This window comes from Rubritalea tangerina (assembly GCF_042683245.1).
Lineage (GTDB): Bacteria > Verrucomicrobiota > Verrucomicrobiia > Verrucomicrobiales > Akkermansiaceae > Rubritalea > Rubritalea tangerina.
In genome coordinates, this window is record NZ_JBHUJB010000023.1 from 1 (window position 1) to 26,591 (window position 26,591).

21 protein-coding genes are annotated in these 26,591 nt (G+C 50.6%); 10 read left to right on the forward strand and 11 right to left on the reverse strand.

The window, feature by feature from the left end; genetic code table 11:
• Positions 1–31: 31 nt before the first annotated feature.
• Both ACFSW8_RS05815 and ACFSW8_RS05820 read right to left on the reverse strand, forming a co-directional pair.
• On the reverse strand, positions 32–5,710 hold the full coding sequence (locus tag ACFSW8_RS05815) for a phage tail protein (protein ID WP_377088635.1): 5,679 nt from the start codon (positions 5,708–5,710) through the stop codon (positions 32–34).
• A gap of 177 nt (positions 5,711–5,887) precedes the next feature.
• Entirely contained in the window at positions 5,888–6,280 is a 393-nt protein-coding gene (locus ACFSW8_RS05820; RefSeq protein ID WP_377091429.1) for an NINE protein, read from the reverse strand.
• A gap of 309 nt (positions 6,281–6,589) precedes the next feature.
• Here ACFSW8_RS05820 and ACFSW8_RS05825 point away from each other — a divergent pair, with 309 nt between their 5' ends.
• From ACFSW8_RS05825 to ACFSW8_RS05850, 6 genes are all read left to right on the forward strand, one after another.
• The gene (locus ACFSW8_RS05825; protein ID WP_377088636.1) at positions 6,590–7,813 is read left to right on the forward strand and encodes a sialate O-acetylesterase; all 1,224 of its coding nucleotides are present in this window, start codon (positions 6,590–6,592) and stop codon (positions 7,811–7,813) included.
• Between the two features lie 90 nt (positions 7,814–7,903).
• Positions 7,904–10,315, forward strand: coding sequence for a DUF6288 domain-containing protein (locus tag ACFSW8_RS05830; protein WP_377177692.1), 2,412 nt, complete (start codon positions 7,904–7,906; stop codon positions 10,313–10,315).
• 192 nt (positions 10,316–10,507) lie between these two features.
• The gene (locus tag ACFSW8_RS05835; protein ID WP_377088640.1) at positions 10,508–11,194 is read left to right on the forward strand and encodes a sulfurtransferase; all 687 of its coding nucleotides are present in this window, start codon (positions 10,508–10,510) and stop codon (positions 11,192–11,194) included.
• 12 nt (positions 11,195–11,206) lie between these two features.
• Positions 11,207–11,461 (forward strand): rhodanese-like domain-containing protein, encoded by a 255-nt coding sequence (locus tag ACFSW8_RS05840; protein WP_377177694.1) that lies wholly within the window; start codon positions 11,207–11,209, stop codon positions 11,459–11,461.
• Positions 11,462–11,528: 67 nt separating this feature from the next.
• The gene (locus ACFSW8_RS05845; RefSeq protein ID WP_377088642.1) at positions 11,529–12,029 is read left to right on the forward strand and encodes a glycine-rich domain-containing protein; all 501 of its coding nucleotides are present in this window, start codon (positions 11,529–11,531) and stop codon (positions 12,027–12,029) included.
• A 14-nt stretch (positions 12,030–12,043) separates the two neighbouring features.
• Positions 12,044–12,910 (forward strand): TIGR04222 domain-containing membrane protein, encoded by an 867-nt coding sequence (locus ACFSW8_RS05850; RefSeq protein ID WP_377091431.1) that lies wholly within the window; start codon positions 12,044–12,046, stop codon positions 12,908–12,910.
• A gap of 66 nt (positions 12,911–12,976) precedes the next feature.
• Here the strand turns inward: ACFSW8_RS05850 and ACFSW8_RS05855 are convergent, their stop codons facing one another.
• Positions 12,977–14,086, reverse strand: a complete 1,110-nt coding sequence (locus ACFSW8_RS05855; protein ID WP_377088644.1) for a D-2-hydroxyacid dehydrogenase — start codon at positions 14,084–14,086, stop codon at positions 12,977–12,979.
• 170 nt (positions 14,087–14,256) lie between these two features.
• On the opposite strand from ACFSW8_RS05855, the gene ACFSW8_RS05860 reads away from it, so the two are divergent.
• A complete protein-coding gene (locus ACFSW8_RS05860; RefSeq protein ID WP_377088646.1) occupies positions 14,257–14,790 on the forward strand; it encodes a DUF2569 domain-containing protein in 534 nt (177 codons plus the stop codon).
• Positions 14,791–14,814: 24 nt separating this feature from the next.
• On the opposite strand, the gene ACFSW8_RS05865 is transcribed toward ACFSW8_RS05860, so the two are convergent.
• On the reverse strand, positions 14,815–15,774 hold the full coding sequence (locus tag ACFSW8_RS05865; protein WP_377088647.1) for an NAD(P)/FAD-dependent oxidoreductase: 960 nt from the start codon (positions 15,772–15,774) through the stop codon (positions 14,815–14,817).
• A gap of 6 nt (positions 15,775–15,780) precedes the next feature.
• Positions 15,781–17,715, reverse strand: coding sequence for a LodA/GoxA family CTQ-dependent oxidase (locus tag ACFSW8_RS05870; RefSeq protein ID WP_377088648.1), 1,935 nt, complete (start codon positions 17,713–17,715; stop codon positions 15,781–15,783).
• A 213-nt stretch (positions 17,716–17,928) separates the two neighbouring features.
• Here ACFSW8_RS05870 and ACFSW8_RS05875 point away from each other — a divergent pair, with 213 nt between their 5' ends.
• On the forward strand, positions 17,929–18,513 hold the full coding sequence (locus ACFSW8_RS05875; protein ID WP_377088651.1) for a YiiX/YebB-like N1pC/P60 family cysteine hydrolase: 585 nt from the start codon (positions 17,929–17,931) through the stop codon (positions 18,511–18,513).
• Positions 18,514–18,545: 32 nt separating this feature from the next.
• Here ACFSW8_RS05875 and ACFSW8_RS05880 read toward each other — a convergent pair whose 3' ends face one another.
• On the reverse strand, positions 18,546–19,040 hold the full coding sequence (locus ACFSW8_RS05880; protein ID WP_377088652.1) for an asparaginase domain-containing protein: 495 nt from the start codon (positions 19,038–19,040) through the stop codon (positions 18,546–18,548).
• A gap of 65 nt (positions 19,041–19,105) precedes the next feature.
• Positions 19,106–21,277 carry a DUF6288 domain-containing protein gene (locus tag ACFSW8_RS05885; RefSeq protein ID WP_377088654.1) on the reverse strand — a complete coding sequence of 724 codons (2,172 nt, stop codon included), beginning with the start codon at positions 21,275–21,277 and terminating at the stop codon, positions 19,106–19,108.
• A gap of 195 nt (positions 21,278–21,472) precedes the next feature.
• Between ACFSW8_RS05885 and ACFSW8_RS05890 the strand changes: the two genes are divergently transcribed.
• Positions 21,473–22,135: a rhomboid family intramembrane serine protease gene (locus tag ACFSW8_RS05890; RefSeq protein WP_377088656.1), complete on the forward strand. Its 663-nt coding sequence runs from the start codon at positions 21,473–21,475 to the stop codon at positions 22,133–22,135.
• A gap of 38 nt (positions 22,136–22,173) precedes the next feature.
• Here ACFSW8_RS05890 and ACFSW8_RS05895 read toward each other — a convergent pair whose 3' ends face one another.
• The 4 genes from ACFSW8_RS05895 to ACFSW8_RS05910 all read right to left on the reverse strand — a co-directional run bounded on the left by ACFSW8_RS05895 (position 22,174) and on the right by ACFSW8_RS05910 (position 25,988).
• Positions 22,174–22,860 (reverse strand): spermidine synthase family protein, encoded by a 687-nt coding sequence (locus tag ACFSW8_RS05895; RefSeq protein WP_377088657.1) that lies wholly within the window; start codon positions 22,858–22,860, stop codon positions 22,174–22,176.
• Positions 22,861–22,997: 137 nt separating this feature from the next.
• Positions 22,998–24,011, reverse strand: a complete 1,014-nt coding sequence (locus ACFSW8_RS05900; RefSeq protein ID WP_377091432.1) for a hydrolase — start codon at positions 24,009–24,011, stop codon at positions 22,998–23,000.
• A gap of 60 nt (positions 24,012–24,071) precedes the next feature.
• A complete protein-coding gene (locus ACFSW8_RS05905) occupies positions 24,072–24,749 on the reverse strand; it encodes an ROK family protein (protein WP_377088660.1) in 678 nt (225 codons plus the stop codon).
• 81 nt (positions 24,750–24,830) lie between these two features.
• Complete coding sequence (locus tag ACFSW8_RS05910; protein WP_377177696.1) at positions 24,831–25,988, reverse strand: GNAT family N-acetyltransferase; 1,158 nt, start codon at positions 25,986–25,988, stop codon at positions 24,831–24,833.
• Positions 25,989–26,149: 161 nt separating this feature from the next.
• Between ACFSW8_RS05910 and ACFSW8_RS05915 the strand changes: the two genes are divergently transcribed.
• A complete protein-coding gene (locus ACFSW8_RS05915) occupies positions 26,150–26,584 on the forward strand; it encodes a hypothetical protein (RefSeq protein ID WP_377088664.1) in 435 nt (144 codons plus the stop codon).
• The last annotated feature ends 7 nt before the right edge of the window (positions 26,585–26,591 follow it).

The following is a 26,591-nucleotide window of genomic DNA, read 5'->3' on the forward strand; positions in this document are numbered from 1 at the left end:
AAAACCTTTAGAGAAATCCCGCATAGAGGGGCTACACGAAAAACCGCTTAAGTCCGTGCCATTCGGGTCTGTCACCATGTGACGGGAGGCTCGTGGCAGGAAGAGTGGTAAAGCTCTTCACTGAGCCGTAGTGGTACTGGGTGTCGTAGAAGTATTTAGATTTCAATCGGTAGTAGTATTGAGTGCCGGGTGTGAGGTTTGTGAGAGTTGTTGGACTCCAGGAAAAAGATGTTGTAGAACCTAGGCTCTCCGTGATGCCCCACTCAATATAGGTTCGTGTGGTTGGGCTGGATACGCCTTCGGGTAGCATCCTGTTAATTTCACCAGTAATTTTTGCCGAGAACTCGGTGATTTCAGAGGCTTCACCCGTCTTAACTAGAATTGGAGGCAGAGTGGTGAACTGCGTGGGAGTAGAGTAGGTAATCCCTTGGGCGTTTTGAGCTTTGAGTCTGACAAAGTAGGTTGTGTTAGCTGTTAGGTTGCTGAGGTGAAGTGTGGATAGGGACGAGATTTTTTGGCCGGGAGCATAGGCACTAGGGTAGTTATAAGAGCTAGAGAAGGTTTCATCTGTACCATATTCGAATGAAACAGATGTGTCGCTGCTGCCAGTGAAAACAATGGTGTCAGTAGAGTTAGTGAAACTCAATGCAGCGCGTTCATTGCTAATATCTGACACTAGGAGTTGGCCCGTAATTCTTGGTGGGGTGTTTGCTATAAGGGTAGTGAATGTTTCTTCATTACTATAATAAGAGTTAAAATCGTCAGATGTAGACAAGCGCACTTGGTAGTCTTTTTCCGGCTCTAGATTTTTATCTATAAATAAGTATAAGGTTGTCGGAGAATTGACGGGTTTGGAAGAGGATGCGGAGTAGTTATAGGTAGCGTCTGAAGTTTGTTTGAAGCTAGCACGGACTGAGAGTAATCTCCCCTTGGGGTCGACAGTGGCATTTACCAGAGCCGAGGTGTCGGTAATTTGAGTAACGCTATTGATGGATAGAGTGGGGGTAGCATAGGTTGTGAATGAGAAGTCCTCAGAAAAGGTTGTGCCTTGCTCGTTTGAGGCTTTGATGCGCAAGTGGTATTTGGTGTTTGGGCTGAGATTTTCTAGAACCTTTGTGAATGAGCTGTTATTGTAATAGGTCGGGGCTGTGCCAAGTGATACTTCGTTTCCGTAGCTAGTAGTCGTTCCAAATTGTAGGTATACTTGAGCGTTGGTACTGCCTGAGCTAATTTGGCCTGAGTCGATTCTAACTTTTGTATCGGAGAGATTTAGGCGTTGTCTAGGTGCACCGGGTGTGCTGCTGGAAACATAGCTACTTACAATGGTGATGGGGCTATTGATAGAGGGAAGTGTACTCGCTGGGTTAGTGGTGAAGTACATGATTTCAGTCTCGAAATTATCGATGACGAGTTTGTAATTGTAGACCGTACTAGGTATGAGGTTTGTGAGGTTGTGAGAGAGTACGAATTCTCCGGTATCGGGGTTGCTGGTATATGTGGGGGAGTAGATGGTACGATTAAACAGGCCTTCTGTGCCGTATATGATTCTTGCTCTTGATACAGATCCACCGTTTGGAATGAGTGTTGCATTCATTGTTGCAGAGTGGTCTGCCACTCCAGAGGCGGGTAGAACTGCTAAGACGGGATTGGCTTTAGTGGAAAAAGTCACCACATTCGATGTGTCTGCACCGAGAGAGCTCTGAGCTCTCAAGCGCACTTGATATTCAGAATTGGGGTCAAGATTGGTTAGGTTGAAGCTAATGCTTGTAGTCTGGTTGGGGATGAGGGTTTTGATTTCAAGAGTTTGATCAAAACTGTTATTTTTTCCGTATTCAGCAATGAGTGTAGTTTCTTGATCACCCGCGGAGATGGTACGCGACCGGAATGAGGCTGCGTTGTAGGTGGGCTGGCTAGAGATAGAAATATCTCCTAGAATAGAGGGAGAGGTGGGCAGTGGGTCTAGAGTAAAGCTTTGTTCATTACCATAATGAGTGAAGCCGCCTTGGTCGGTAGCTGCAATTCTATAGGTATAGGTAGATGAGGATGGAAAGCCTTGGTTATGAAGATCGAGGGATGCACTACTGAATCCATCGAGTTCGGTATGAATGCTAGAAGAATAAAAATTCTGGCTCGATTCAGGTTTCCATTGGAAGAATGCTTTTAGTTGCTGACCAGCAGGGTTGATGCTTCCGTTGAAGGTAACCTCATGGTGCGTAAGGTCAGTAGCTGCGAGGGTGGAAATTTCGAAGTTGGTAGAGAAGGTGATTTGCTCGCTGTAGGTGATGCCTTGGTTGTTGGAGACTTTGAAGCGCGCGTAGTAGAGGGTATTGGCTGTGAGGTTTTCGAGTTGGATGGTAGGTTTATCGCCATTTTGACCTGCAGGTGTAGTCTCTGTTAGTGTAGCTACTAGTCCATAGTTCGAGGTAGTACCGTATTCAACAGAGAGTGTGGCAGCACTGCCTCCAGCGTTGACGCCTTCTACTTGAATTTTTGTAGCAGTTTGGGAGAGCTCTGTAGTATATGGAGTCCCAATGATAGAGGGTAGGGTAGCGGGATCGGGCGTCGTAAAGCTTTTTTCATCTCCGTGGTAGAGCATACCATAGCGGTCTCTGAAAACCGCGCGGTACTTGTAGGATGTATTCGGCTTGAGGCCTGTGAGTGTGTAGGACCTAGCAATAATGGAAGCCTCGTTGTTACCGGTATTTCCTAGTGAGGCTTCGTTTTCATCTACAGAAGATTCACCCCATTTTAAATACATGAAGCCGAACACATTGTTAGGGCTAAATTCAGAATGGAGGGTGGCGGTAATGTCAGTAATGTCGGAGGTCCCCAAGGTTTCTGCCTGAGGAGAAAAAGCTGTGGTAAAGCTAGCTTCGGGTGATATGGCTGAGCCATAAATGTTAGTCGCCTTAGCTCTAAAGTAGTAGGTAGTTCCTGATTGTAGAGATGTGACACCCGCTTGAGGAGTAGTCGTCAGATTACCATCTAGTTGCAGAGTTATCTCAGATCCGTAGGAGTTATCGGTTCCATATTCAAAAGTGATTACAGTGTCAGCATCTCCAGTATTGAGCAGGCCGCCAAGGAGGGTGGCTGAGTTAGTGCCAACAGTATCAGTGAGGGGTTGTCCTGAAAAGGAGGGAGCATTACCAGGTGGGTGAGTGGTAAAAAGCAGGGGGGCTGTATATTTGGAGCCAGCAGCGTTCGTCACTTTTGCTCGTACATGGTAGAGAGTGTTTGGCTCAAGTCCTGTTAGTTCAGCATTTGGTGATTGTGATGTGTACGCTGGAAATGTTTCAGGGTGGATAAATTCAGAGCCAAAGCTAGAAGTTTTTCCGTATTCAAAAGTCACGGAAGCGTCAGATGAATTACTACGAAACCCGCCTAAAATAACTTGAGCAGAGTTATCGGTTTTATTTAATAGTCCGAGGCCCTGAGTAATGGTTGGTAGGGTACTTGGTGCTGAGGTTGTGAATGAGCGAAGTGCACCATAGAAATAAGTGGGAGGGAAGAAGTGGTTGGTCTTAGCTCTGAGCTTGTAGTAGTAGGTAGTGTTTGGTTGTAGGCCAGCGACAGGAGCTGTGACATTGCGAGTGGATATGTCGACAATGCCATCGTAAACTCCGTAGACATAATCTGGGCTCGTTTGTTCGATTGTCTCAGTGAGTTCTGGGCTTGTTCCAAAGACAAAGTCTAAGTCGTAGTGCCACAAATCGGGAGTGATTTTCCCGACAAGCGTGGCACTGGAGTCGGTAACTGAGATTGGGGTATCCGATACTGTGAGTGGGTCACTATGCGTCTGGAAGCTTTGGATATCTGAGTAGACAGTACCATGAGCATTGGTAGCCTTGAATCTCCAGAAATAGGTAGTTTCTGGTTGGAGGTTGAAGAGTTCTACATATTTCAGCTCTGTATCTGAGCCGGCAGCTAAGTGGCTGATTTCGTGACTCCTCTGACCTAATGAGTTAGTGAGCCCGTATTGAAGCGTAAGGGTCGTGTCGCTAGCTCCGGGGTGGAGCCAGACTGTCATCTGTGCAGAGTCCGAAGAGATTTGTTTACGGTAAGGGTTATTGAATACCCCAAATGGGATGTCCCGAATTTTCACATCACTGAGGTTAGGGAGGAGGGGTATTGGAGCACTGGTGAGGGTTTTGTTCTCACTGTAATGGTAATTTGTACCATCAAAGATGTAGAATCTGTAGTGGTAGGTCGTACTAGGTTCAGCTCCAATATTTGCTGTTTGGGTTGAAGTTGTTGCTCCTGAGATTTTGTAAAGTTCTTTGCTAGACCCGTACTCTTGTGTCGTTCCCCACTCGACACCTGGACTAGCGGTGTTCCCAAAGTTAGTAAAGGTAGCGCTTACTTTGGAGGAGTAGCTACCTAGGCTTTCCACTCCATTGTTTATGATTGTCGGTGGGGCAAGTGTTGTGAAACTTTCGGTGTCGGAATAGGTTGTACCAGCTGCGTTAGAAGCGACAAATCTGTAGAAATACTCGGTTTCGGGGGTGAGTTCAGGGATGCGGATTTGCGTATCGAGATGTGTGGTAAAGCCTTCTAGTTGATTATCGAGTTGTTGGACATTACCAAAGCTGTTGGTAGTGCCGTATTCTACTTTAAGAATGGTGTCTGCAGTTCCTGAAAAAAGGCTAGTAGAGGTTACGTGTGAATGGCTGACACCTGGGATGCTTTGAGATTGGCCAAGGAATGTGGGTGCCTCCCCATCAACTCTCGTAGTGAAGGTTAGGTCTTGGCTATAGACTGTGGTTCTTTTTTGGTTTTGTTGTGTATAGAAGCGGTAATGGTATGTGGTATCAGACTTTAGGTTGGTGAGTTGTTGGCTGATACTAGCAACACCTTCAGCATCATAGAGATTTCCGATATTAATGGTTTTTCCATAATCTGTGGTTTCACCATACTCGAGATAAATAAAAGGGAAGAGACCGCCATTTCGAGAAACTGTGGCGTGTACTACGGCGGAGTCCGCCACTACTGAGGTGGCTGGAGTAGGTTCGATAGTGGGTGCAGCAGTAGTTGTGAAGCTGCTAACATCACTGTAGGTACTCCCCTCAGCATTCGACCCTACCCAGCGATAGTAATACTGAGTTGAAGGAGTGAGCTCTGAGATATAAATACGACTTTCTCTAGTTTCGTTAGGTGATATGAGTGCCTCTAAGGCGGCTTCTTTGTCGAGAATTTCTGGGCTTAGCCCGTATTGCAGGTAGACTTTACAGAAGGAGCTCCCTGAGAAAATATCTGATCTTAGTTCGGCTGCTTCATGTGTAATGGGTACAGGAGTGAGATGTGGAAGAATGGTAACTGAGGGAACAGTCGAAGCAACTTGTGTTGTGAATGAGTGTATATCTCCGTAGGTTGCAGTTAGGTCATTGTCCATATCTCGCAACCTAAGCCTGAAGTAGTATGTGGTGTTCGGTTTGGTTTTAAGGTTTAGACTGGTGTTGATAGTGTCATTTCCTGCTGCGGCTCCTTCAATGTAGTATGGTGTGCCGAATTCAGTGGCTCCAAGTTCGTTTGTTTCACCATATTCGAAATCACATAACCATTGTCCGATTGAGTTTACCTGTACGGAGCCATTTAGGGTGACGTTTAGATCTGTAACAGTAGTGGCCGGATTGGTTGTGACTGTGGGGGTTGCACAGATGATTGAAACCGAAAATAGGGAGAAAAAAGCAAGAATACAGTAGAGAGTTTTCATTGAGCAACGACTAGACACTGAGCGAGATTAGTTTTCAAAAAACCTCTGGCAAGATTAATAAGTCGTTTGCATGTGATAAATTTGAATGGCGAAGACCTATCAAGTGTGTGTGTGCTCACTCTATCAGGTAGAGTATTGAGTGCCGCATTATGTATGCGAGATTTAGTATGGATTTAGCTATGCTTGGCTATTGCGCAGGCTAATTTGTTCGTTGAGGGTGAAGAAGTCGTAGACGTAGCCGATACCGAAGATGCCACCGGTGAGGAGCCAGAGGATGCCGGTGCCGATTTTTCCCATGTAGAAGCGGTGGATGCCGAAGAGGCCGAGGAAGGTCTGGAGGATCCAGGCGATGTTGTAGTCGATGTTGCCCGGGCGGTAGCGGAAGTCGCATTGCTTATCCATGGAGGGGATGAGGAAGAGGTCGATGAGCCAGCCGATGCCTAACAATCCAGCGGTGAAGAACCAGATGACTCCAGTGATGGGTCTACCATAGTAGAAGCGATGTGCTCCGGTGAAGCCGAAGATCCAGAGGATGTAGCCGATAGTTTTTGAGTGGGTGTCAGTGGACATAGTGTTAGTAGGTAGGATGTTATGCACGGACCTTGTGTCCACAGCTTACACGATTATAGACATCTTATGGGTAATACGCAGTGATAAAGTCTAGGCGCTTTTTTTAACAAAAGGAGAGCTGGCTTCAAGATCCCCAGAGTCATTCTGTGTCCAATGGAGCTCGTATGCATAAGAGGGCATGGGAGGATCATTGGAATGAGCATCACAGGTGTACAGATGAAGACTGAGGTGTCAGCTTGTCAGCGCGTGTCAAAGTAAGCGTTATCGGTTTGATGTAACCTTCCCATGTGCCTGCACTTAGCATAGTATATGTCGATGATATTTCGGAATGGGAAGCGCACCTCAATACTACTAGCCACCGCTTTACTTGGGTGGATGATGGGCATCAATGCTGTTCAAGCGGAGGGTAAAAAGCCGCTAAAAGTCTATGTCTTGGTGGGGCAGTCAAACATGCAGGGGCATGCGAAGATTGAGACATTTGAGCACATCGGGATGGATCCCACGACTGCGCCTTGGTTGGAGGATATGCAGAACCAAGATGGATCACCCAAGCTTAGCAAGGAGGTATGGGTATCGTATTTGTCGACCAAGGGAGTGAAACAAGGGCCGCTGACTGCAGGCTTTGGGGCGGATGCCGGCAAGATAGGCCCCGAACTCACATTTGGGATCACGATGCAGAAGCATTTGAATGAGCCGATACTGCTGATCAAAACAGCTTGGGGAGGTAAGAGTCTTCACACCGACTTCAGGCCTCCAAGCGCGGGGGTCTATGTGTTCCATCCAGAGCACCTTGCTTTACTTAAAAAACAGGGAAAAGATACCGCGAAAGTTCAAGCCGCTCAGAAGAAAGCGTCGGGCCATTATTACCGTCTGACGGTAGATCATGTGAAGGAGGTGTTAGGAAATATTCAGCAGGTTTATCCCAATTATGAGCCCTCACAAGGGTATGAGCTTGCGGGGATGGTTTGGTTTCAAGGTTGGAATGATATGGTGGATCAAAACTCCTACCCGAATCGCAATCAGGTTGGTGGCTATGAGGAGTACACTGAGTTGTTAGCTCATTTCATTCGTGATGTTCGCAAGGAGCTATCAGCTCCGAAGCTACCTGTGGTGATTGGCGTGATGGGAGTGGGTGGGCCAACAGCGCAATATGGAGAGAGCCAGCAGAGGTACAAAAAGCTGCATCAAAACTTCCGCGATGCCATGGCTGCAACGGCAGACCTAGCCGAATTCAAAGGCAATGTGACGGCAGTTTTTACCGAGAAATACTGGGATCAAGACCTTGGGGCAATAGTGGCCCGAGACGGCAAATTGCGCCATGAGGTGAAAAAGCAAAAGCTTCAAGGGAAAGAGGCGCAAGCGATGCTCGTGAAACTTCGCAAGCAAGAGTTTAATCAAGGTGAGTTAGCGGCCTTAGAGAAGGGGGTGTCGAATTACCCATTTCACTATTTGGGCTCGGCAAAAATCATGGCTGGCATTGGCCGAGGTTTTGCAGATGCGATGGCGCAGCTTCAGAGTAATTCAGCAAAATAAGTACGAACTATGGAGCTTTCAATTCTCAGGTATATTAGAGTTTCAGCAGTCTTCGCATTACTCACTAGCGGGGCTGTTCGTGCACAGAAAATGGACCCAGAGAAAGTGTACCCACGCTTCCCCATCGGCCCGACTGGACTTTATGCGACCATTGAGAAAGGGGGCGCGGTTACTGTGGAGCAGGTAGCAGCTTCAACACCCGCAGCAGAGGCGCAACTGATGAAGGGGGATTTGATTCTAGCAATCAATTATAAGTCACTCAAGGTGGGCGATCCTCGCGTCGCTCTAGGAACTGCGATAGCTGAAGCTGAAGCTACCAATGGCAAGCTTGTTTTCACTATCGAGCGTGGTGGGATGCAGAAGCACGCGACTGTGATTCTGCAGAAGCTGGGTGGCTACGCAGAGGGTTGGCCTGAGAAATGTAGCAAGTCTGCTAGCATCATCAAGTCGACCACGCGCTATATCGTGGAGAGCCAGCAGGAAAATGGTTCCTATGTCTTTGGAAATGCTCGGCCCGAGCTTGCTGGGCTCAAGGGCTGCCTAGCGAGCCTCTATTTGCTATCTACTGGAGAGCCTGAGGTTCTACCAGTGGTCGAGCGTCATGTCCAAGCGCTGATCAAGAAACTCAAGAAGCAGCCGACGACAAGTAATTGGCACCTTGGCTACCAGGGGATTTTGCTTGCTGAGTATTATCTAAAAACTGGTGATCGCAGTGTGCTTCCCAGTCTTAAGTCGCTGTGTGATCAAGCAGTGCGTTCTCAAGTGGCTGGTGGCTGGGGGCATGGAGGAATCCCCGGACCTGGCTATGTGCAAAGTGGCTTGATGAGTTCGGCTGGTGTCCCAGTGCTCACCACTCTGATCTTAGCCAATGAATGTGGGGTCGAGATCGATCAGAAAGCCTACGCTCAAGCAGTGAAGTTCATGTATCGCATGGTCGGCCATGGCTGTGTGCCATACGGTGACCATCGCAGTGAATTGTGGTGGTCTAACACTAATGGGCGTAATGCCATGCTTGCCTGTGCGTTTGCTTTATTTGATGACCCCATTTTCCAGCAAGCCTCTGGCCTGTTAGCGACGATGGTGGTGGATTCCTATTTTCAGCCAGAGTTTGGCCACACTGGTGGAGGGTTCAACGTTATGTGGCGTGGCATGGCCTCCGTGCATGTACCATCTGATAGACGATCGAGCTATAGTCGGCAGATGAGGAAGCTGGAGTGGTATTACGAGCTCAGTCGTCAGTCTGGCGGGGGGTTCTCTATATTACCAACACCACCTAACAATGTCCGCTATGCTGGAGCGGCCTGGGGCAGTGGGGCGATTGGTTTAACATACACGGCACCACTACGGCAGCTGCGCATTCTAGGCGGGCCTCCGACCAAGCACAGTGTCACGAGGAAGCCGCCGGTTATTCAATGGGGGACGCAGGCTGACAGGGCTTTTCTCAGTACGGAGCACGCAAAAGGCTTTGGGAAGGAAGAGCTGGAACCTCATGAGATTTACGATCTCACCATTGGCAAGCAAATGGGCAACGCACAGATTGCACTCTATGCCAAACACCTGCGGCATGCTAATCCACTGGTGCGTAGCTGGTGTGCGCGAGTACTCAAAGATAAAAACTCTGACGAGACCTTCGAAGTGATAGCAAAAGCTCTGGCGCATGGAGACCCACGCGTGCGTCGAGCTGGCTTTGATATTATTTCGGGTTACGATAACTGGAGGCGTCCTTTTAAAAGTGCCATCAGTCGCAGGGAGGTATCACGGAGATTTCTCCCAGCGATTTTGAAGACGCTGAACAATCCACAATCCTCATGGTGGGAGATAGATGGTGCATTGTTTGCGCTTGGTCGTGCTGAACCTGAAGATATCCGAAGGCATGTGGGTCTTATCGATCAATTTTCTAAGCATGAGGAGTGGTACCTGAGGGAGGGTGCCTTCTGGGCCTTGGTCGGTTTACGTAAGTCGATGACAGGCGAGGAATTTGAGAAACTGACTGACATGTATGCGCGTTCGCGTCACGTGTTTGAGCGCTCGTCGTTTGATCGAGGGTTCTGGACGATCTTGAAAAGTGATAGAGTGGTTTTGGGGGAGTTGAGTGAAAGTGCTGTGGGGCGCAAGCTAGGGAAAACCATGCATGATATTCCAGTCGTTCCAGAATACGGCAGGGCTGCTCTGCACGAGGCCGCACACCGTACGATGATGGTGGCTAAGCATTTTGACTCACGTATTGATGAAGACATGATTCCTGGAATTGCTGATTACCTGAAGGTGTGGGAGCCCTATCATCAACACAGCGTTTGGTTGATCAGCGGAAGTCGTTGGCAACCTGGGGTATTGAAGTTTATTGGAAGTATGGGTGAGGAAGCTCAGCCCATTGTCATGGAACTTGAGAATATTCTGAAGCGCTATGACCGTTTCGATAGCAAGCGTAATGGAAAAGTGGCCGGAGAACTTAAGGGACAAATTCAAGCGGCTGTCATTGCATGGAGAGAGAAGCATAGTTGAAAATGTGAAGGAGTGGCGTGAAGTTCGTTTGCTTAGACTGCAGTCCTTTGTGCTAGCATGAGGCATCAATTGAGCTGGACGTTTGCGGACTGTGCAGAGGACAAACGTCCCTGCCCAGTAGAAAGGCGATGCCTGTCATTATGTAGAAGATATCCGCTTGTAAGATCTGGCCGTTCGGCTAAGTCGGGGTGATTGAAGATTCCATTCCAACTTGTGAATGCTGCCGAGCTTGAGGCGCTATTGTGCCAGAGTGGTGAGGGGAGCGAAGCTGCGGTGTTGGAGGCGCATTTTTCTTCGTGGGACCACCCACTGGATGGGGATGTTGCAGTGCGACGGCATTTGCGTGGAGCGATACAGATTCATCCATCCTTTTTGGAGGCGGGGGGCGATGAAGCGAGGTACTACCCGCATTACGAATGTCCGCAAGATGGTAATTTGTTAGAGCATGCTGAATTAGTGCAGGAGCTTGAGGGATTGGGGGTGAGTTCGGAGAGCAAAGTGGTGGTGTATGGGACCGAGCAGGATGGCCCGATGGCGGCAGCACGCTTAGCCTGGGGCTTGTTAGTGGCGGGAGTGCGTTCGGTTGTGATGCTCGATGGTGGGATTGATGCCTGGGTAGCTATGGGTGGCGAGACTGTGCCGTCAGTGAAGAGAGCCGTTGATTTAGGGCAGACGAGGGGAGATAAGTCGGTCGCTGGGGGATGGCAGATGCGAGGGGAGTTGGTTGCAGACAGAGCTGACGTTCAGGTGATTGCGGGTGGCGTGGCGGGAGGTGAGGCCAAGCTGGTTGATGTGCGGAGGTCAGGTGAGTTTGATGGCTCACTGACCCGATGTTATTCATTCTTCTCAAAATCGGGGCACGTGCCTGGAGCGATTTAGCAGGGTGATTGGGTGAGTTTGGTGGATGGCGATTCGGGGGAGATTTCCCCTGTACTTGAGGTGGTGAGGCAGCGATGGATTGATTTGGGGATTGTGGATGCTGGTGTCGCGAGTGGGGTGACGTGTTTGGTCTTCTACTGCGGGACCGGTTGGCGCTCGAGTTTGTCGTTGTTAGTGGCGCATTTGTTGGGGTACCGGGCAAAGAATTATGACGATGGATTTTACGGATGGTCGTGGGATTCCAAGAACCCGGTGGAGTATGTGTAGCGGGAGGCTTAATAGGGTGAGAAGTCCGCGGTTGTGTTTGCTGGCTAGAAGAGGGTAGTTTGTGATTGTGGATGATCTAGAAAAGCGGGTGATGGAATTTGAGGTTGGGTCAGCTGATGTGCGGCTGAGTTTTTTGGGCCGACTTTGTCGCGAGCAAGGATGGAGTCGAGCCTATGGTGGGCGTACGTATTTTGAGTATAAACGCTTTATCTTACTTGCTGTTTTGGCGGGTCACCCAGTGACTCCTTCTGAGGATGTGGATCATGTGTGGCACTTACACTTGCTTTATACGCGGAGTTATTGGCATGCCTTATGCAGGGATGTTTTGGGACAGGAGCTGCACCATGGTCCGACAGTTGGGGGAATAGAAGAGAAGGATAAGTTTGTCGATTGGTACGAGAAAACCTTGGATAGCTATGAGCGGATTTTCCAGGAGGCTCCACCTGTAGATATCTGGCCGATCCCAGAAGAGAGGTTTCGGTATGCAGGTGAGTGGAAGAGTTATAATTCTGGGAGATATTTATTACTGCCAAGGTGGCGAGAACTCTTCAGGATGTGGCGTAGATGAGTGGCAGTTTGCTAATGATTGAAATGAGTGCTGGTGCGTTTCTTGCTGGCTATTCTGGTCTATTTATACTTTGTGTTTTGGTTCTGCTAGTCATTCGCCAGCGTGCACGAAGAGAGTGGTCGCGAGGGGTAGATTCTGATGTGGGAGTGAGTGACGACGCATTGGCATTGATGGCGGGTGGCTGGTCACGTTTGGCGTATTTAATGGCTTTGCGTCTCTTGCACAGTAAGTCTGTGCGGTTCAAGAAAGGTTTTCTTGGAAGTGCCGCATTAGTTCACCAGAAAGCTCCAAGTATCGATCTTGGCGAGAGAGAGGAAACTTTGTTAATTGCAATAAAAGCCAGGGGCAAAGGGGGAGTACCCATGAAGGATCTCACGACACTGGTTGAGCGTTCGGGAATGGCTATGGAGGAAGGGCTGGCAGTGAGAGGTCTCAGAGCAGTGAGAGCGGAGCAGAGGGCGGTTCAAAAAAAGCTCATATGGGTGCCTACTTTTTTTGCGTTTATTGGAGTGTTGCGAGTTTATCAAGGAGTGGTGGCTAATGAGGCATTTTTCTTTGTGGTACTTATTGGGGTTATAGGAACTGCGATTTTAGGTGCATTGTCTAAAGTGAATCCACTTACCAGCAAAGGGAAGCGTCTGGTTACTGAGTCCAGAAAATGTTCACGAAATGCAGTAAGAGGAGGGGTGCCTGAGGCGCTTACAGCCTATGCTTGCCTTGGCTGGTTGGGAATTGCAGGTACCAGCTTTGCCCGAGGGCTAGGAAATGACGTGACTCGCCATTTCTACAATGCACATCACTCTAGCAGCGGGGATGGTGGGAATGATGGAGGTGACGGTGGTTGCGGAGGCGGGTGTGGTGGATGTGGCGGTTGTGGGTAGGTTTATGTTTCTGCTTAGCAAGGGGAAGCATTGACTCTAGTAGCTCCATACCATCGATTGCTAGGCTTAGTAGCCGTCTTGTTTATTGACGGTATTGAGGAGTGGTTGGCCGGTGCCGAAGCGACGGAGGTTTTCTTGGATAAGAATGGCCCGACGTTCATGGGTGAGGGAGGCTCGCCAGGCGACATGTGGGGTGAGGACGACATTGGGAGTTTTCCAGAGTGGATGTGATTTTGGGAGGGGTTCGGGGTTGGTGACATCGAGGCAGGCACCGGCGATTTTATTTTCTGTTAGGGCGGTGGCGAGTGCGTTGGTATCGACAATTTTTCCGCGGGCGATATTGATGAGGTAGGCGGAGTCTTTCATGGCGTTGAGGGCTTTGGCGTCGATGAGCTTGTTGGTTTCAGGGGTGAGGGGGACGGCGATGGCTACGACATCGGCCTCTGGGAGCATGTTGAGTAGCTCATGTGGTTTGCCTACTTTTTGGATGAATGCAGGGGAGGGGGAGTCACTGCGCCTGGTGCCAATGACGCGCATGCCAAAGCCGTGTGCTCGATGGGCAATTTCGGTGCCGATGCCACCGAGTCCGATGACGAGCATAGTTTTGCCTTTGAGGGCGATGGGGGTTCTGGGAGTGGCGCCGCGGTTCCAATTCTCTGATTGTTGGTTTTTAGCGTAGAAGTCGAGGTTGCGAGTGAGGGTGAGGAGCATGGCCATGGCGTGGTCTGCGATGGCTGGGCCGTGCACTGCGCGACAGTTAGTTAGGACAATGCGCTCATTTTTCATAATGGCGGGGTTGTTGATATAGCGATCGACGCCTGCGCTGTAGGCTTGAATCCAGTGGAGTTGGTTGGCGGCTTTGAGAAACTCGGGAGTTGCGTAGTGGGCGTCTATTCCGTGTGCTTCGCTAGCGCGAGTGAGGGCTTCTTGTTTGGTGAGGCCAACGACGAGGTTGAGCATGGGGGCCTCTTTATTGAGTAGGGTCTTCTGTTCATCTGTTAGAGAGTGAGCGAAGTAGGTAATTTGTTGTGTTTTGTCAGTGAGAGGGAGGGCAATTTTAGCGCCTCTGAGTGAGCCGATATCCGTTGCTTTGGGCTGGGAGTTCGCGTGGGATGTCGTGGAGCCAAGTGCAAAAGCACAGAGGACTAGAGTGAGGAGGAGCTGAAGTGTGGACATAGGACGATGTAAATTTCAGCATTGTTAGCATAGAAGTGTTACGGTTGCTAGTGTGGTGTCAGCTAAATGGCGATGGAGAAATAGCTCTAGGGGGCAGAGTGTGATTGTAGAAGTGGCTAAGAGGTATATGCGTGACAAGTTGGGTGATAGGAGTTAAGTCCATACCCTACATGGAATCTCCCTATACTACCCCCTCAGCAGCTGTTGAATCTCCAGTGTCGTCTCTGGTCACAGAGCGAAAAGAGCCCTATGGTTTAAAAGGTTGGATTGTTTTACCGATTATTGGGCTTACAGTGAGTTTGATCGGTTTATTTTTTGGTCTTCTGACGACTTATTTTCCGATTTTTACAGATGGGACATGGGAGTACCTAACGGATCCTTCTAGTGAGGTTTACCACTCAATGTGGGGGCCTGTATTAATTTACGAGGCTGTAGGGAATGTTCTTTTTTTGCTGTATACGGCGGCCTTGTTAGTAATGGTTTTTCGGAAGCATTATTTATTTCCGAAATGTATGATTATATTTTACGTGGCCAACATCATATTTTTGGTAACTGATATGATACTGGTTGGGTTTATTCCGATGATGGACGAAGCTGGGAATGCTGAGTCGCTCAGAGATATAGTGAGTGCAGTTGTGGGGGCTGTGATATGGATTCCGTATTTTCTTAAATCGGAGCGTGTTAAGAATACGTTTACTCCTTAGATCGTTTATGGGCGATCGTGGTTGTTAGGAGGTAGTAAGAGTAGCTATTCTTCTGGACCAGAATTTTGTTTGGAATCGTCGTTCAGCAGCGAGGTAGAGGTGGTGACGTTTGGTAAGATAATCTGAATATTGATGGTCAAGATCTAGCTGATAGTTGCTCCTATCCTGAGTTTGGAGGCTGACGGTCGTTAGGGCATTTTTCACAGCTTCGGCGGTGCCTCTACCTGTGAGTGGGTCGTATGAGGCTCTGGCATTTCCGATGCGGTTACTTTGAAGTTTAGAGATGGCACAGCGGACTGGATAGGATCTGATGGGGGAGGCTTTAACAGAAGAAGGGATGAGTAGGAGGGCTAAGGAATCTGGGAGAGCTTGATTCCATAGTTGTTGAGGGGATTGGTTCAGGAGCATTTGCCGGTCAGTGACAAACCCTAGGCCAAAGGTATTGTTACGGGCGGGGATGGCGTACCACCAACCTTGGGGGACAGCCTCGATACGCAGGCGCTTGTCAGCGAGGGGGAGGTGAGTGTAGTTGCGAGTGAGGGCGACGAGTTTGTCGTGGACGATGCCGTTAGGGAGGAGGTCTGATCCTGTTGCGATCAATTGGCGCTGGCTAGGGATTTTTTTGTCGACGATGGTCACCCCATTGCGTTTGGCGTAATCTAAGAGTTTGGAGTCGAAGTGTTGGCGGTGCACACTCCATGCATGGCCGTGGGGGGACATCACTGCATCGTGGTATTCGATTTTATCTGAACTCCAACGTGAGATTGTTCCTGGGATGGGTAGTGCTAGATCGTTCAGCCATTGTTTATGGAGGCCAATTTTATTTATCAGGGGGAGGATATCTGGACCTAGGGACTCGATACGACAAAGGGGAGTGCGTGGTGGTTTGTGGAGAAGGGCTACGGGGCGGCCAGCTTGAGCTAGCCAAGTTGCGGCTATGCAGCCAGCGGGGCCGGCCCCGTAGATAAGGGTATCGGTGGCCATGGAGAATTATTTTCCGAAGCGCATTTGATGCATGGCACGGCGTTCCTCTTCGTTATTGAATCCAGCTTGTGTTAGATGAGAGGTGTCAGCCTTCTGGCTCGCGAGGGCAGCAGCAGCACGGACTGACTTTTCGAGTTTTTGTGGGAGTGTTTGTACGTAGATAGTATCAGGGATGCCGTCGAGGTCGGATGGGCCCGGGCGTGCTTCGATGATACCCATTTTACCAAAGTAGGTGACCATCGCGGAGAGTTGCTCTAAGCTACTTTGTGTTGGTATTGTTGCGTACCAGGATTCGCGATGGAGGAAGGCATTCCTGCGGTCGGAAGGGCTCTTCTCTGCATCCATGAGGGTTTGGTAATCGGTTTCAGTGAGTACTTGATTTGGAACGTGAGCAGGCCAGAAGGAGGGGATAGTATCGTCATAAGATTTGGTGTAGCCAGATCGACAACCTGCAGTGTCTACTTGCCATGGGACTAACATCCAGCGGGTCAGGCTTCCTGGGCCTTGTTCATTGAGTGGGCCGTCAAAGGCTAGAGCGGTCTCCTGAGTTAGGTAGGTTCCGTAATCGAGCTTAGGGAGTTCACCTTGGTTTCGGCGTATGCGGAAAGGGGCCTGGTACATGGTGATATGGCGCATAGGCCAGGTCAGCTCAATTCCCGGGTGAAAAGCATCAGCGGCACAGAAATGTAGGGAGGATTTGGATAGGGAGGCTGGCTGATCCGCGAGTGGCACGTCATTGATGTCTTTGGGGGGAGTGGGAATGGTGCCCCAATCGGCATCAAATTTTCCAAGCATCCACGCTTTGAGAGAAGTTTCGAGCAATTCGGGTAGTAGGAGGTAGATTTCTGCGCTGAGGTCGTCATCGTAGGAGCCGAAAGCATCGCCATATAGCCATGGCCAGGTTCGGGGATTTGCTCCAGGATTTTTTTCAGAAGGTCGGAAAGCATTGTATATTTCACGCCTCAGTCCTGCGTAGGCATCTCTGGGGCCATGGATGCGGCAGAGCTTGTCAATGAGTTTGGGGTCATTAAAGTTGAGTGGTCCATCAGCGCCGAACATGGCTGCGAAGCCTGCATTGACCCACTGGAGTGCGGACATGCGTTGTAGGATGGGATAGACGTGTTTCGTAAAGGAGACGGTAGTGGGGGGATCGATCATGGCATTTTTTATAAAGAGGCCTTCCATAAGTTCATACATGGAGCGCCAACCGATGATATCAGGAGCAAATTTAGGGGGGGCGAAAGCGACCCAAGCTCCTTCGACTGGGATGGGTTTTCCATTGATAGAAACGTTGGCATCTACTGGACCGTCGGATGTGTCATCGTGCCAAGCAATGGCATTGCCGAAGCCGTTTTCTTGTGCTGGATTGAAAGCGGGCATGCCGGTGGGGGAATTTGAATGTCCATGTCCACCCAGAACGATGAGTCTACCTTGTGGGTCGGTATGGAGTTCACCGAGGTAAACGGCTTCGCCCATGAATTGGCCTGTGTCAAAGACAGCACCTGTCTGTGTATTTTTTCCTGAGATATTTCGTTTTCCAGGGTCTATGGCCAAGGTGGAACGTTGTTCTGGCGAGACCATGTTAGGGTTACGGCGTGGCATTTTGCTGGATTTCGCCTCTGGGAGGTCGAGAGCTCCATTGAACTCGTACCATGCGGATTTTAAGTTTGCGATATGGGCCTGCCATTCAATTTGCGCGTTGTCGGCTGTTAGCTCAGCGACAACTTCTCCCTCTGCATTATATCCGTAGATTCTAAACTGAACGGCCTCACGTTTGATCGCACCTGTGGCATCTCGGTAGCTGTGAGGTGGTTTCGGCGCTGGGTTGGGAACTTGTGGAGTGAGGTAGTATTCTCTTTCAGCATTTCCCACACGCCCAACTCCTATGGATGGGTGGATTTCGGCTCTAACAATATTTGAGAGGTCTGATTTTTCAGTCATTAGGGTAGTGGTTTTTATTAGTGGTGTTTGTGCGAATGGACCTTTGTTGAAGCTCTAAGGTGCAGAGTGGTGGGAGGGTGGGGAATATGGCAAAAGCACCCTCTCAAGTCTAACAGTATTTTTGATGGAATATTTTATTTAATGTCTATGAGGCTTGTCATGTGGTTTTTGGTGCACTACCACGTGCTTTGAATATAGAAAGTGTTAGTAAGTATGGTTACAGGCGATTTAATTTTTACACAGATTGGTTCACCGGATAATGCGATTTCATCGGTGACTGAGGGGTATGGAGGAGCGAGGGTGAATCACGTTGGTATGTTAGTGGAGACGCAATTGGGAAAGTTTGTATTGGAGGCATTTCCTCCAGAAGTGCGGCTGACGCATATTCATGTTTATTTGAATCGTTCGCGTTGGGAAGGTGGGGGGCACCGGTACATAGGGGCTAGGTTGAAAGCGCAGCATCGTGATTTGATTGAGGGGGCGTTGGCATATGGAATGCAGCAGCGTGATGTACCCTATGATGCGCGTTATTTACCAGATGAGTCAGCGTTGTATTGTAGTGAGCTGATTGTCGACATGTTCAAGCATGCGAGTGGAGGTGTATTTTTTCCAGAGTCTCCAATGGATTTCAGAGATATTGCTACTGGCGAGGTGCACCCGGCTTGGGTGGATTATTACGGATATTTTGGCATGCCTGTACCAGAGGGCAAAGCAGGGTCTAATCCGGGGGATATGAGTAAGGACGAAAAGTTAGAGGTTTATCATGTCTCTAGCAATTTAACGGGTCTCTCTATATAGGTGCTTAGTTTATCTGTTAGAATACGTGAAGACTAAGCAAGTGGCAGTGGTGTGATGGGCTCGAAGCATTGGGCTTCGCGATTTTTTCTGACGCTTCCGGCGGGGAATATGTGGCCACTCATAGCGACGTAGACCCCATGTGTTTTTGATTGGACGGCACCGAGGGCGGTGCCGATATTGAAGATGGCGTCGGTTTCACGGAAGCGGGCTGGGGCGAGAGCTCCGGTGAGGACGATAGTTTTATGGGGGATGTCTTGCAAGTATTCCGCGGTTTCGCAGATGGTGTCGGTTCCGTGGGTGATGAGTATTTGGGATTCGGCAGTCTCCGAGCAATGCTTGTGGAGGAGGGCGCGATCCTCGTCGGTCATTTCCAAGCTATCTTTTTGGAGGAGTGAGACGAGTTGGTAAGGGACTGTGACACCTGCTTCTTTAAAGATGTGGGGGATAGTGGGTTCACCAATTTCGTACTTCGATGTGGCGTCGAAGTAGATTTTATCGATGGTGCCTCCGGTGGTGAGAATGAGCATAAGTTGAGCTTGTACAGTGTCTCAGCGGTGAGGCAAGCCAAAGGGGGGCATTTGATTGATGGGGATTAGCGGTATTTCAGCCATTCGGTTTTGCGGTTGCCGTAGAGCCAGAGTGTGTCGCTTTTATGTGAGTTAAGCACGAGCACACTCATGATATTTCCGCAGAAGCGTTTGTTGCAGTATTCGTCACCACCGGTATTACCGCGGCCACCGTAGTAGTAGCTGCCGTGGTCGTAGTTGGCAGGTTGGACGAGTGCGAAGAGCCATTGGTAGGCAGAGATATTCTTTTTGTAGCTGCGTTCTGAGATATTGCGCAGCCCCATGAAGGAATAGATGGGGCCGATAAAGCTCATGGCGTGGACATTAAGGTAGTGGTTTGGGTTATCGACGAGCCAGTCAGACATTGAGCGGAGTTCTGGGGCGCGCTTGTCGGCAAGTTTGAGGAAGGTGACTGTGGCGCCGGTTCTGTTAGCACTTTGGGATCCTCCTCTGGCGCTGAAATTGTAGCCGACAGCACCGTCACCGGCGACGGAGGCGGCGATGGATTTGTATGAGAGTTTCCAAGGGTCCCAGTTCCAGTTATCTTGGCCATGGATGTGTGAGGCTAGTGCCCACATGAGGTGGGCGTGGGTGTTGATGACGATGAGTCCTTTGCCTTCGTAGGGGAGGTCGGGGCCATTGTGGCCGAGTCGACCAGTACCTGGTGAGAGGCGTGCTTCCATACTGCGGCAGCAATGGTCGAGTGCGCGGAGGACTTGGCGGTCACCGGTAGCGAGGTAGTACTCGGCGAGGAAGATGCCCATCATGGAGACTTGCCAGTTGCTACCACCACCTTTGCCTTTGCTGGGGTTGACTAGTTCCGCAGTGGAGGGATTTGGTCCTAGGTCGTATTTATCGGCGTAGAAGCGTGCGGCTTTCTTAATTTCTCTGCTATAGTCTTTACTGCCGGTGGAGAGGAGGGCGAGTCCGCACCAGGCTGCTGAGTAGTCATTGATGCGCCAATTGCCTTGGTCTTGTTGGTTTTCAACGATGTATTCGGCAGCGGCTTCGCTGAGTGCGTATGAGCGCGGGCAGGCATTTGGGAAGGTTTCGGAGAACTTGGGGAGGGCAGGGAGCTCGATAGAGATTTCTTGGGATTCCTCACCGCGCTGCACAGTAAGAATGAGTGGGCTGGAGCTGGCCTGGGCATCTAGTATTGCTTCTGCTAGGTCGATGGGGACACCTTCGCCACCGCCTGCGCTAGATTTTGCATATTCGGCAAAGCGTTTGCCGTTGACCTTAGTGACGACGTCATCGACTTCGAGGCCGGCTCTGGCAGCTGGACCTTTATCCCAGAGGTCGACGACTCTGAACTCACGTTTTTCGAAGAGGACGGCTCCAGTACCACAGAGTGGGCCGAGTGGGATTTCGTGTTCGTATTCTTCGTTTTTGTTATTTTTTGTGACGGGCCAGAAGTCTCCACGGAAGCGGCGGCCGTAGCGTTTTGGGTCAAATTGGTTTGCCTCTAACTGCATTCTCTCGCGTTCGCGTTCTTCTTTAAGTTTGATGGCAGCGAGTTCTTTTTCAGCTTTGGGTTTGTAGGCTTCTCTTTGGGCGATGATTTTTTGGTTACGGGCGTCGATTTTTTGTTGGTAGAGAGTGGCGACAGCTTCTTTAAAGTTGGTATCTTCGACTTTGACGGAGGCGGTATATCCGTCGTTATCTGGGAGTGCTACTTGGAGTTGTTCGGGGCTATATTCTACGGGGATGGCTTGGTGGGAGGCTTCTTTGTGGAGCACTTCTCCGCCATTCTGATAATCTGTGGCGATCGCTACGGTAATGTGTTCTGGGAAGGCGCGCTCGGGGACGCTCTGCCAGTTTTGAACAATCTTTTCGAGAGGGGTGAAGGTGGGGAAAGGGAATTTTTTTTCTAAGTAGAGGTCGAGTTCTGATTTCTCTTTAGGAGGTTCGGGGGTGGGGGCGTCGACAATTTTAGGTTCTTCATCGATGGCGGGTTCAGGCTCGAGCTCTGGTTCGATGACTGGTTCTGGGGGGAGTTCTTTGACTACTTCTTTGACGGGCTCGGCGACTGGAGTTGGGGCGACTTCTTCTGTGGCTTGTTGGTTTTGATCTTCTTCTAGCTTCAGTTTCTGGAGATAGGAGAGGCCCGCGAGAATGACGAGGATGAGTAGGAGTACGAAGATGCCTGCGGCATTGCCAGCTGGGTGTGGGTGCTTTCTCTCTCTAACAGTTCGCATAGCGCGCACTTGTAGCATCGGGTAACAGGTAGCGGTAGGGAATTGCGTGATTTGTGCTGATTTGGTCGATTATATTGTTCGTTTCGGTATAAAGGTGGGGGTGTAGGAATTTGATATAGCGTGGTGAGGTGGGCTTGAGATGGGGGAATAATGGGCTTGAGGGATGACTGTAGCTGAGTATGTTGGCTGCTGATTATGGCATATCAGGGTGGGAATCACTGGAAAGAGCAAGGGGTTTTATTGGGGTTGATTGGCTTCATGGGGGTGGTTTTTCTGGGGCAGGAAGTTTTTGGGCCTAGTTGGTATTGGCGTTTTATGATGGTACCTGCGGAGTTTGTGGATGCCTGGGAGAATGCTTTAGTTGGAGATGTCGATTGGGCGTCATTCATACCGGTGATGAGCTGCGCTTTGCTGCATGGTGGGATTGATCATTGGATGTTCAATATGCTCTTTTTGTGGATTTTTGGAGGGCTCGCGATGAAGCTGTTAGGGAGCAAGTGGATGATTATGAGTTTTCTATTTACGGCGGTGTGTGGGACATTGCTGCATGTTGTGCTGAACTCTGAAAGCGAAGTTCCTATGTTAGGAGCATCGGGTGCAGTGTTAGGTTTTGAAGGTTTGTATTTAGCGATGGCAGTACGTTGGCGTTTACCGGACCCAGACATCTGGCCTATGTCACATCCGATTTCTCCGGCGCAGTTGGCAGCAGTGGGGATTATGGGCTTAGTGACGGACTACATGGGTTTTTTAGGCGGAACAATGGGAGTGGCCTACAGTGCTCACTTGGGAGGGTTTCTCGGGGGACTGTTTTTGGGTGGTTGCGTGGTGCCGATGCCCGGAGTCGCGCGGGAGAGGTAGTTAGGGGGCTTAGCAATGGAAGTCGGAGAAGCTCAGAGTTATTTACGTGCTAGGAGGATGCAGTGGCGTGCGCGTTTGGCATTTTCACGAGGTTTTGAGGCGTATTCTTCTACTTTAAATCCGGCTTGGCCGAGCAACTTTTTAAATTTGGGAGCGGGTTCTGAGAGCCAGTATGCGAGGCAACCATTGGGAGTGAGGGTTTGCTTTAGTTTTTTAAGGAAGCTGGGGGAGTACATTTTATTATTCCCAGAGGTGATGAGGTCATCGGGGGTGTTATCGATATCGATGAGGATGGCGTCGTAGGAGGCTTTAGGTTTCGACTGAAGGGTGTCGTGAAAGTCACCTTGGGTGATTTGTGTGCGCGGGTCTTCGAGGAGTGGGCCGTTATATTCGACGAGGAAGGTGCGGTTCCATTCAATGATGGGGGGCATGAGTTCAGCGACTTCGACAGTGGCTGGAGAGCCGACGAGTTCGAGGGTGCGTTTGAGGGTAAAGCCTAGACCGAGACCACCGATGAGGACGCGTGGGTGAGAGGGGCGTGACGGAGAGTGCTCTAGGATATGCTTACAACCGATATCCGCGAGGTGACGTTCTGAGTAGGTCTGGGAGGTACTCATGAGTTCGAAGCCATTGTACTTTAGGTAGAAATCACCGTCGTGCTCATGGAGTGAGAAGGTGGTGCCGTCGGGCATGGTGGATTCGGCAAGGTTTTGGTATGGCTTCATGGGGGGAGGTTTTACCAGATGTGGTGGAGGGACAAGGATGGAAATGGAATGTTATAGCAAATCGCAGCGTCATTTGACTCTTTTGCATCACGAAGTGGTAATAGAGATCCTTGGTGGGTGTGGGCACATCCCATCAGCTACTGAGTCAATGCGTCTACACGGTCTAGGTTGAGATATGATGCGATACGTTGTTCGAGGAAGTAACGTGGGCGGAGTGGTGAGCCTCCTGAGATAAATCCGACATGGCCACCGAGCGGGTAGAGTTCGTAGGTGACATGTGGGGAGAGGTCGGTGGGTGTGGGGATGACGGCGTCGGTCATGAACGGGTCATCTGCGGCGTGGATGATGAGTGTGGGTGTGGTGACTTTTTTTAGGAACTGGAGTCCGCTGCAGGATTGGTAATAGTGGTCGACGCTGTCGAAACCGTGGAGGGGTGCGGTGACGTGGTGGTCGAAGCTGTGGAAGGTATTGAGTGAGGGGATTTGTTCAGCGGTGACGGGCATTGCCTCGCTGAGCTCTGGGTGGTGAATTTTTTCGAGAGTTTTTTGTTGGAGTCGTTTGATGAGGTGGCGTTGGTAGATGGTGGAGAATCCGCCTTCGAGTCGTTTGGCGCAGGCGGAGAGTTGGAGTGGGGCGGAGATGATAGTGGCGCGATCGATGAGGCTATTGGAGCCTTGTTCTCCGAGGTATTTGGCGAGGGCGTTTCCACCGAGGCTGTAGCCGACGGCATCGATATGAGCCTCTGGGTAGAGGCGTCTGAGGTGGAGGAGAGTGTGTTGGATGTCTTGGGTTTCTCCGCTGTGGTAGCTTCGGGCGAGTCGGTTATTTTCGCCGGAGCAACTGCGGTGGTGGTGGACGACTGAGCTGAGTTTGTGCTGGAGGCAGGTGGCCATGAGCCGTTTGACATAGGGGGAGTCTGAGCCGCCTTCTAAGCCGTGGAATATGAGGACGACGCGAGAGGGGGAGTCTGGGGCATCGGCCCAATCGAGGTCGATGAAGTCGCCATCTGGGAGTTCCATGCGTTCGCGGCGCAGTGGGACTGAGGGAGTGTGAACGAGGGTAGGGAGGATGGTTTGGACATGTGGGCTACGAGCCCACCAGGGGACGGGAAAGTGCTTGAGCCAAGCGGAGGCATGTAATGGCTGGCTCATGGTGGCGTGGGGAGGCAGCGTGGTGAATCGTTTGCGGAGAGCGCTCATCTAGGTGAGGCTTTACCATTGGTGGTCCCACATGCGGAAGCCTCCAGTAAGGGCTGCGTGGTTATTAACGCGGCGGGTATGTGGGGGGAGATGCTCTATCAGTTTGGCATTGCCTCCACCGAGGACGACATCGTCAGCATTGAAAGCGAGGCGAAGGGTTTTGATAACGCGTTGGACGTGGGTGTTCCATTTTTCGACTCCGAGTCGTGCGAAGCCGGTTTTGCCGACATAGTCTTCGAAGCTTTGTTTTTTTCGGTATGGGAGGTGGCCACCTTCGAGTGGGATGGCGGTACCGTCTTTGATGAGGGTGGTTCCGAGTCCGGTGCCGAAGCCGAGGAAGAGCATGGTTCCGCCTTCGTAGCAGCCGATGGCTTGCATGGTGGCGTCATTGATGACTTTGGTGGGGAGTTGGAAGGCGGCTTCGAAGTCGAAGTCTTTCCAGCCTTTTCCAAGGTTATGGGGGTTTCTGACTGGACGGTTATTGCGGCAAGCGCAGGGGCAGCCGAGTGAGATCACATCATATTTCCAGTGGCTAGTGACATCGAGGACTTGTTCGACGAGCTGGGCTGCGGTGAGGTCCGGGTCTGATGGAATCTTGAGGCGTTTTTCGATTCCCGTAGCGATCAATTTGATATTGGACCCGCCAACATCGATGACGAGGATACGTTTAGATTCTGGGTGGGATGCCATAGCTGGGGACTATGATAAGGGGAGATAAAGGTGCTGGGCAACAACGAATAATGCCCCTCGTGTGGGGATGGATGTGATTTTTTAGAGGGAGATCCGGTAAGCATTAGTGTTTCGCTGGGCGTAACCGAGACTCTGATAGAGTTTGTTAGCTGGCAGGCGGGAGGGAGTGGATGTGAGGTTAATGGTGTGGATGCCGCTTTGGCGAGCGAAGTTGTGGAGGTGATTGATGAGGTGTTGTCCGAGGCCTTTTCCTCGGTATGTGTGATCGATGATGACATCTTCTATCCAAGTGCGGTTATCTGTAGGGATGGGATAGGTGGCGAGGGTGGCGGTGCCGATGATCGCATTGTTAGAAGCATCGTGCATGAGGAAGAGGGTGGAGGCTTCCGAATGGATAACTGTGGTGAGTTGGGCATCGTTGGGGACGGGGATATCGGCTAGTTGTGGGGTGAGGCGATGGAAGGCTTCAGTGATCTCTGGGGTCAGTTCCGTGGCTGGGCTGATGGGAAAGCGCAGGCTGCGGCTGGATCTGAGTTCGAATGCTTCTGCAGCAGGGGAAGCAAGAGCGAGTTGGGAAGCGGCTTCTTGGTTTTTTGAGAGGATACGTTGGGCGAGTGAGATGCCGCGTGATTGTTGGTTTCGGTGGTCTTGGGTTTGGTGGTGGGTGAGGAGTTGGGTTTTCCACTGAGACATATTTTCATCGATGGGAGTGAAGGCATCGATTTGGAGGGAATGCGTCTTGGGGTCCATTTGGAGGTAGAGGGTGAGGTCTAGTTGGTGTTTGACGATGATCTCGCTGAGCATGGCGTACATTGCTTCATGGGCGGGGTTATTGTCGTTTGGGTGGGGGAGGAAGACGGTGTCGGGGGAGGATTTTAGGAGAATCTCTTCGATCAATAGGAGGTTGGTGGGGGAGTGGGTCATTTCTCCATTGGCATCGAGGTCCATGGAGTGAGGGAAGAAGGTGCGTTGGTTTTCTGTGAGGCCGAAGAAGTCGAGGCTAGCAGCTTGTTCCGCTTCTCGAGTGTGGATGCATTGTTCGGGTGTGGGAGAGGAGGGGAAGAAGGAATCGAGTACGCCGGATGAGGTGGGGGCAATGGCAACGTGGATGGGGCAAGCACGGGAATGGAAGTGGTGCAGGGTGACGCCTGCGACATCGAAGTCATCAGGGTGGGGGCAGAGGACGAGGATGGACTGAGGGAGGTTTGGTGTTGTTAGGGTGTTGATAGGTGTGTTCATGGACGTAATGGTTGGGAGGATGGCAGAGTGTTGGGGTGGCGTAAGCCTGAGAGGAATGGTTGGAAGAGTCGACCAATCAGGTGGATTTTGAAAGTGGTTTGTTAAAAGGATCGGTGGAATGTGCTTGTGGTGAGTGGGGGGAATGTGGAGCATGCTGGGTGATGAAACCGCGAATCCCCATTATTTTTTCGGCAATTGGTTTGGCCTTGGTTAGCTGTGAGCGCAGTGAGAGTGTGGCCCCAGAATCTAAGAAGGAAGAGAAAGCGGCTGTGGATCAGCCACCAGCGCCTGTAAAGTCAGAAGAGGAAGTGGTTCCTGAAGAGCAGCAGGAAGAGGTCGTTGAGCCGGATAAAGCCGTTCGGAAGCACCCGGTGGCACCGATTCCGACGAGCGCGGGGGGGGAGAAGAAAGAGCCTTATGCCTTGGAGGATGTGCAGGCAATCAAGACGCGAGCTGGGGGGGATGTGCCACCTCTTGGGACGATGATTTATACCTACAGCAATTTACCGAAGGAGGCCTGTGGTGAGTATTGGGTGCAGGACAATGAGGGTTATGTGGAGAAGCTGGCTGTGTGTACGGGAGATCACACCCACTAGAAAGTGA

What these genes read in the sequence shown, in the direction of transcription:
- ACFSW8_RS05895 (WP_377088657.1), bottom strand. Translation starts at nt 22,860, where the DNA reads ATGAAGCCATACCAAAACCTTGCCGAATCCACCATGCCCGACGGCACC.
- ACFSW8_RS05910 (WP_377177696.1), bottom strand. Translation starts at nt 25,988, where the DNA reads ATGAACACACCTATCAACACCCTAACAACACCAAACCTCCCTCAGTCC.
- ACFSW8_RS05865 (WP_377088647.1), bottom strand. Translation starts at nt 15,774, where the DNA reads ATGGCCACCGATACCCTTATCTACGGGGCCGGCCCCGCTGGCTGCATA.
- ACFSW8_RS05850 (WP_377091431.1), top strand. Translation starts at nt 12,044, where the DNA reads ATGATTGAAATGAGTGCTGGTGCGTTTCTTGCTGGCTATTCTGGTCTA.
- ACFSW8_RS05870 (WP_377088648.1), bottom strand. Translation starts at nt 17,715, where the DNA reads ATGACTGAAAAATCAGACCTCTCAAATATTGTTAGAGCCGAAATCCAC.
- ACFSW8_RS05880 (WP_377088652.1), bottom strand. Translation starts at nt 19,040, where the DNA reads ATGCTCATTCTCACCACCGGAGGCACCATCGATAAAATCTACTTCGAC.
- ACFSW8_RS05855 (WP_377088644.1), bottom strand. Translation starts at nt 14,086, where the DNA reads ATGTCCACACTTCAGCTCCTCCTCACTCTAGTCCTCTGTGCTTTTGCA.
- ACFSW8_RS05875 (WP_377088651.1), top strand. Translation starts at nt 17,929, where the DNA reads ATGGTTACAGGCGATTTAATTTTTACACAGATTGGTTCACCGGATAAT.
- ACFSW8_RS05860 (WP_377088646.1), top strand. Translation starts at nt 14,257, where the DNA reads ATGGAATCTCCCTATACTACCCCCTCAGCAGCTGTTGAATCTCCAGTG.
- ACFSW8_RS05905 (WP_377088660.1), bottom strand. Translation starts at nt 24,749, where the DNA reads ATGGCATCCCACCCAGAATCTAAACGTATCCTCGTCATCGATGTTGGC.
- ACFSW8_RS05915 (WP_377088664.1), top strand. Translation starts at nt 26,150, where the DNA reads ATGAAACCGCGAATCCCCATTATTTTTTCGGCAATTGGTTTGGCCTTG.
- ACFSW8_RS05885 (WP_377088654.1), bottom strand. Translation starts at nt 21,277, where the DNA reads ATGCGAACTGTTAGAGAGAGAAAGCACCCACACCCAGCTGGCAATGCC.
- ACFSW8_RS05815 (WP_377088635.1), bottom strand. Translation starts at nt 5,710, where the DNA reads ATGAAAACTCTCTACTGTATTCTTGCTTTTTTCTCCCTATTTTCGGTT.
- ACFSW8_RS05820 (WP_377091429.1), bottom strand. Translation starts at nt 6,280, where the DNA reads ATGTCCACTGACACCCACTCAAAAACTATCGGCTACATCCTCTGGATC.
- ACFSW8_RS05890 (WP_377088656.1), top strand. Translation starts at nt 21,473, where the DNA reads ATGGCATATCAGGGTGGGAATCACTGGAAAGAGCAAGGGGTTTTATTG.
- ACFSW8_RS05900 (WP_377091432.1), bottom strand. Translation starts at nt 24,011, where the DNA reads ATGAGCCAGCCATTACATGCCTCCGCTTGGCTCAAGCACTTTCCCGTC.
- ACFSW8_RS05830 (WP_377177692.1), top strand. Translation starts at nt 7,904, where the DNA reads ATGGACCCAGAGAAAGTGTACCCACGCTTCCCCATCGGCCCGACTGGA.
- ACFSW8_RS05825 (WP_377088636.1), top strand. Translation starts at nt 6,590, where the DNA reads ATGTCGATGATATTTCGGAATGGGAAGCGCACCTCAATACTACTAGCC.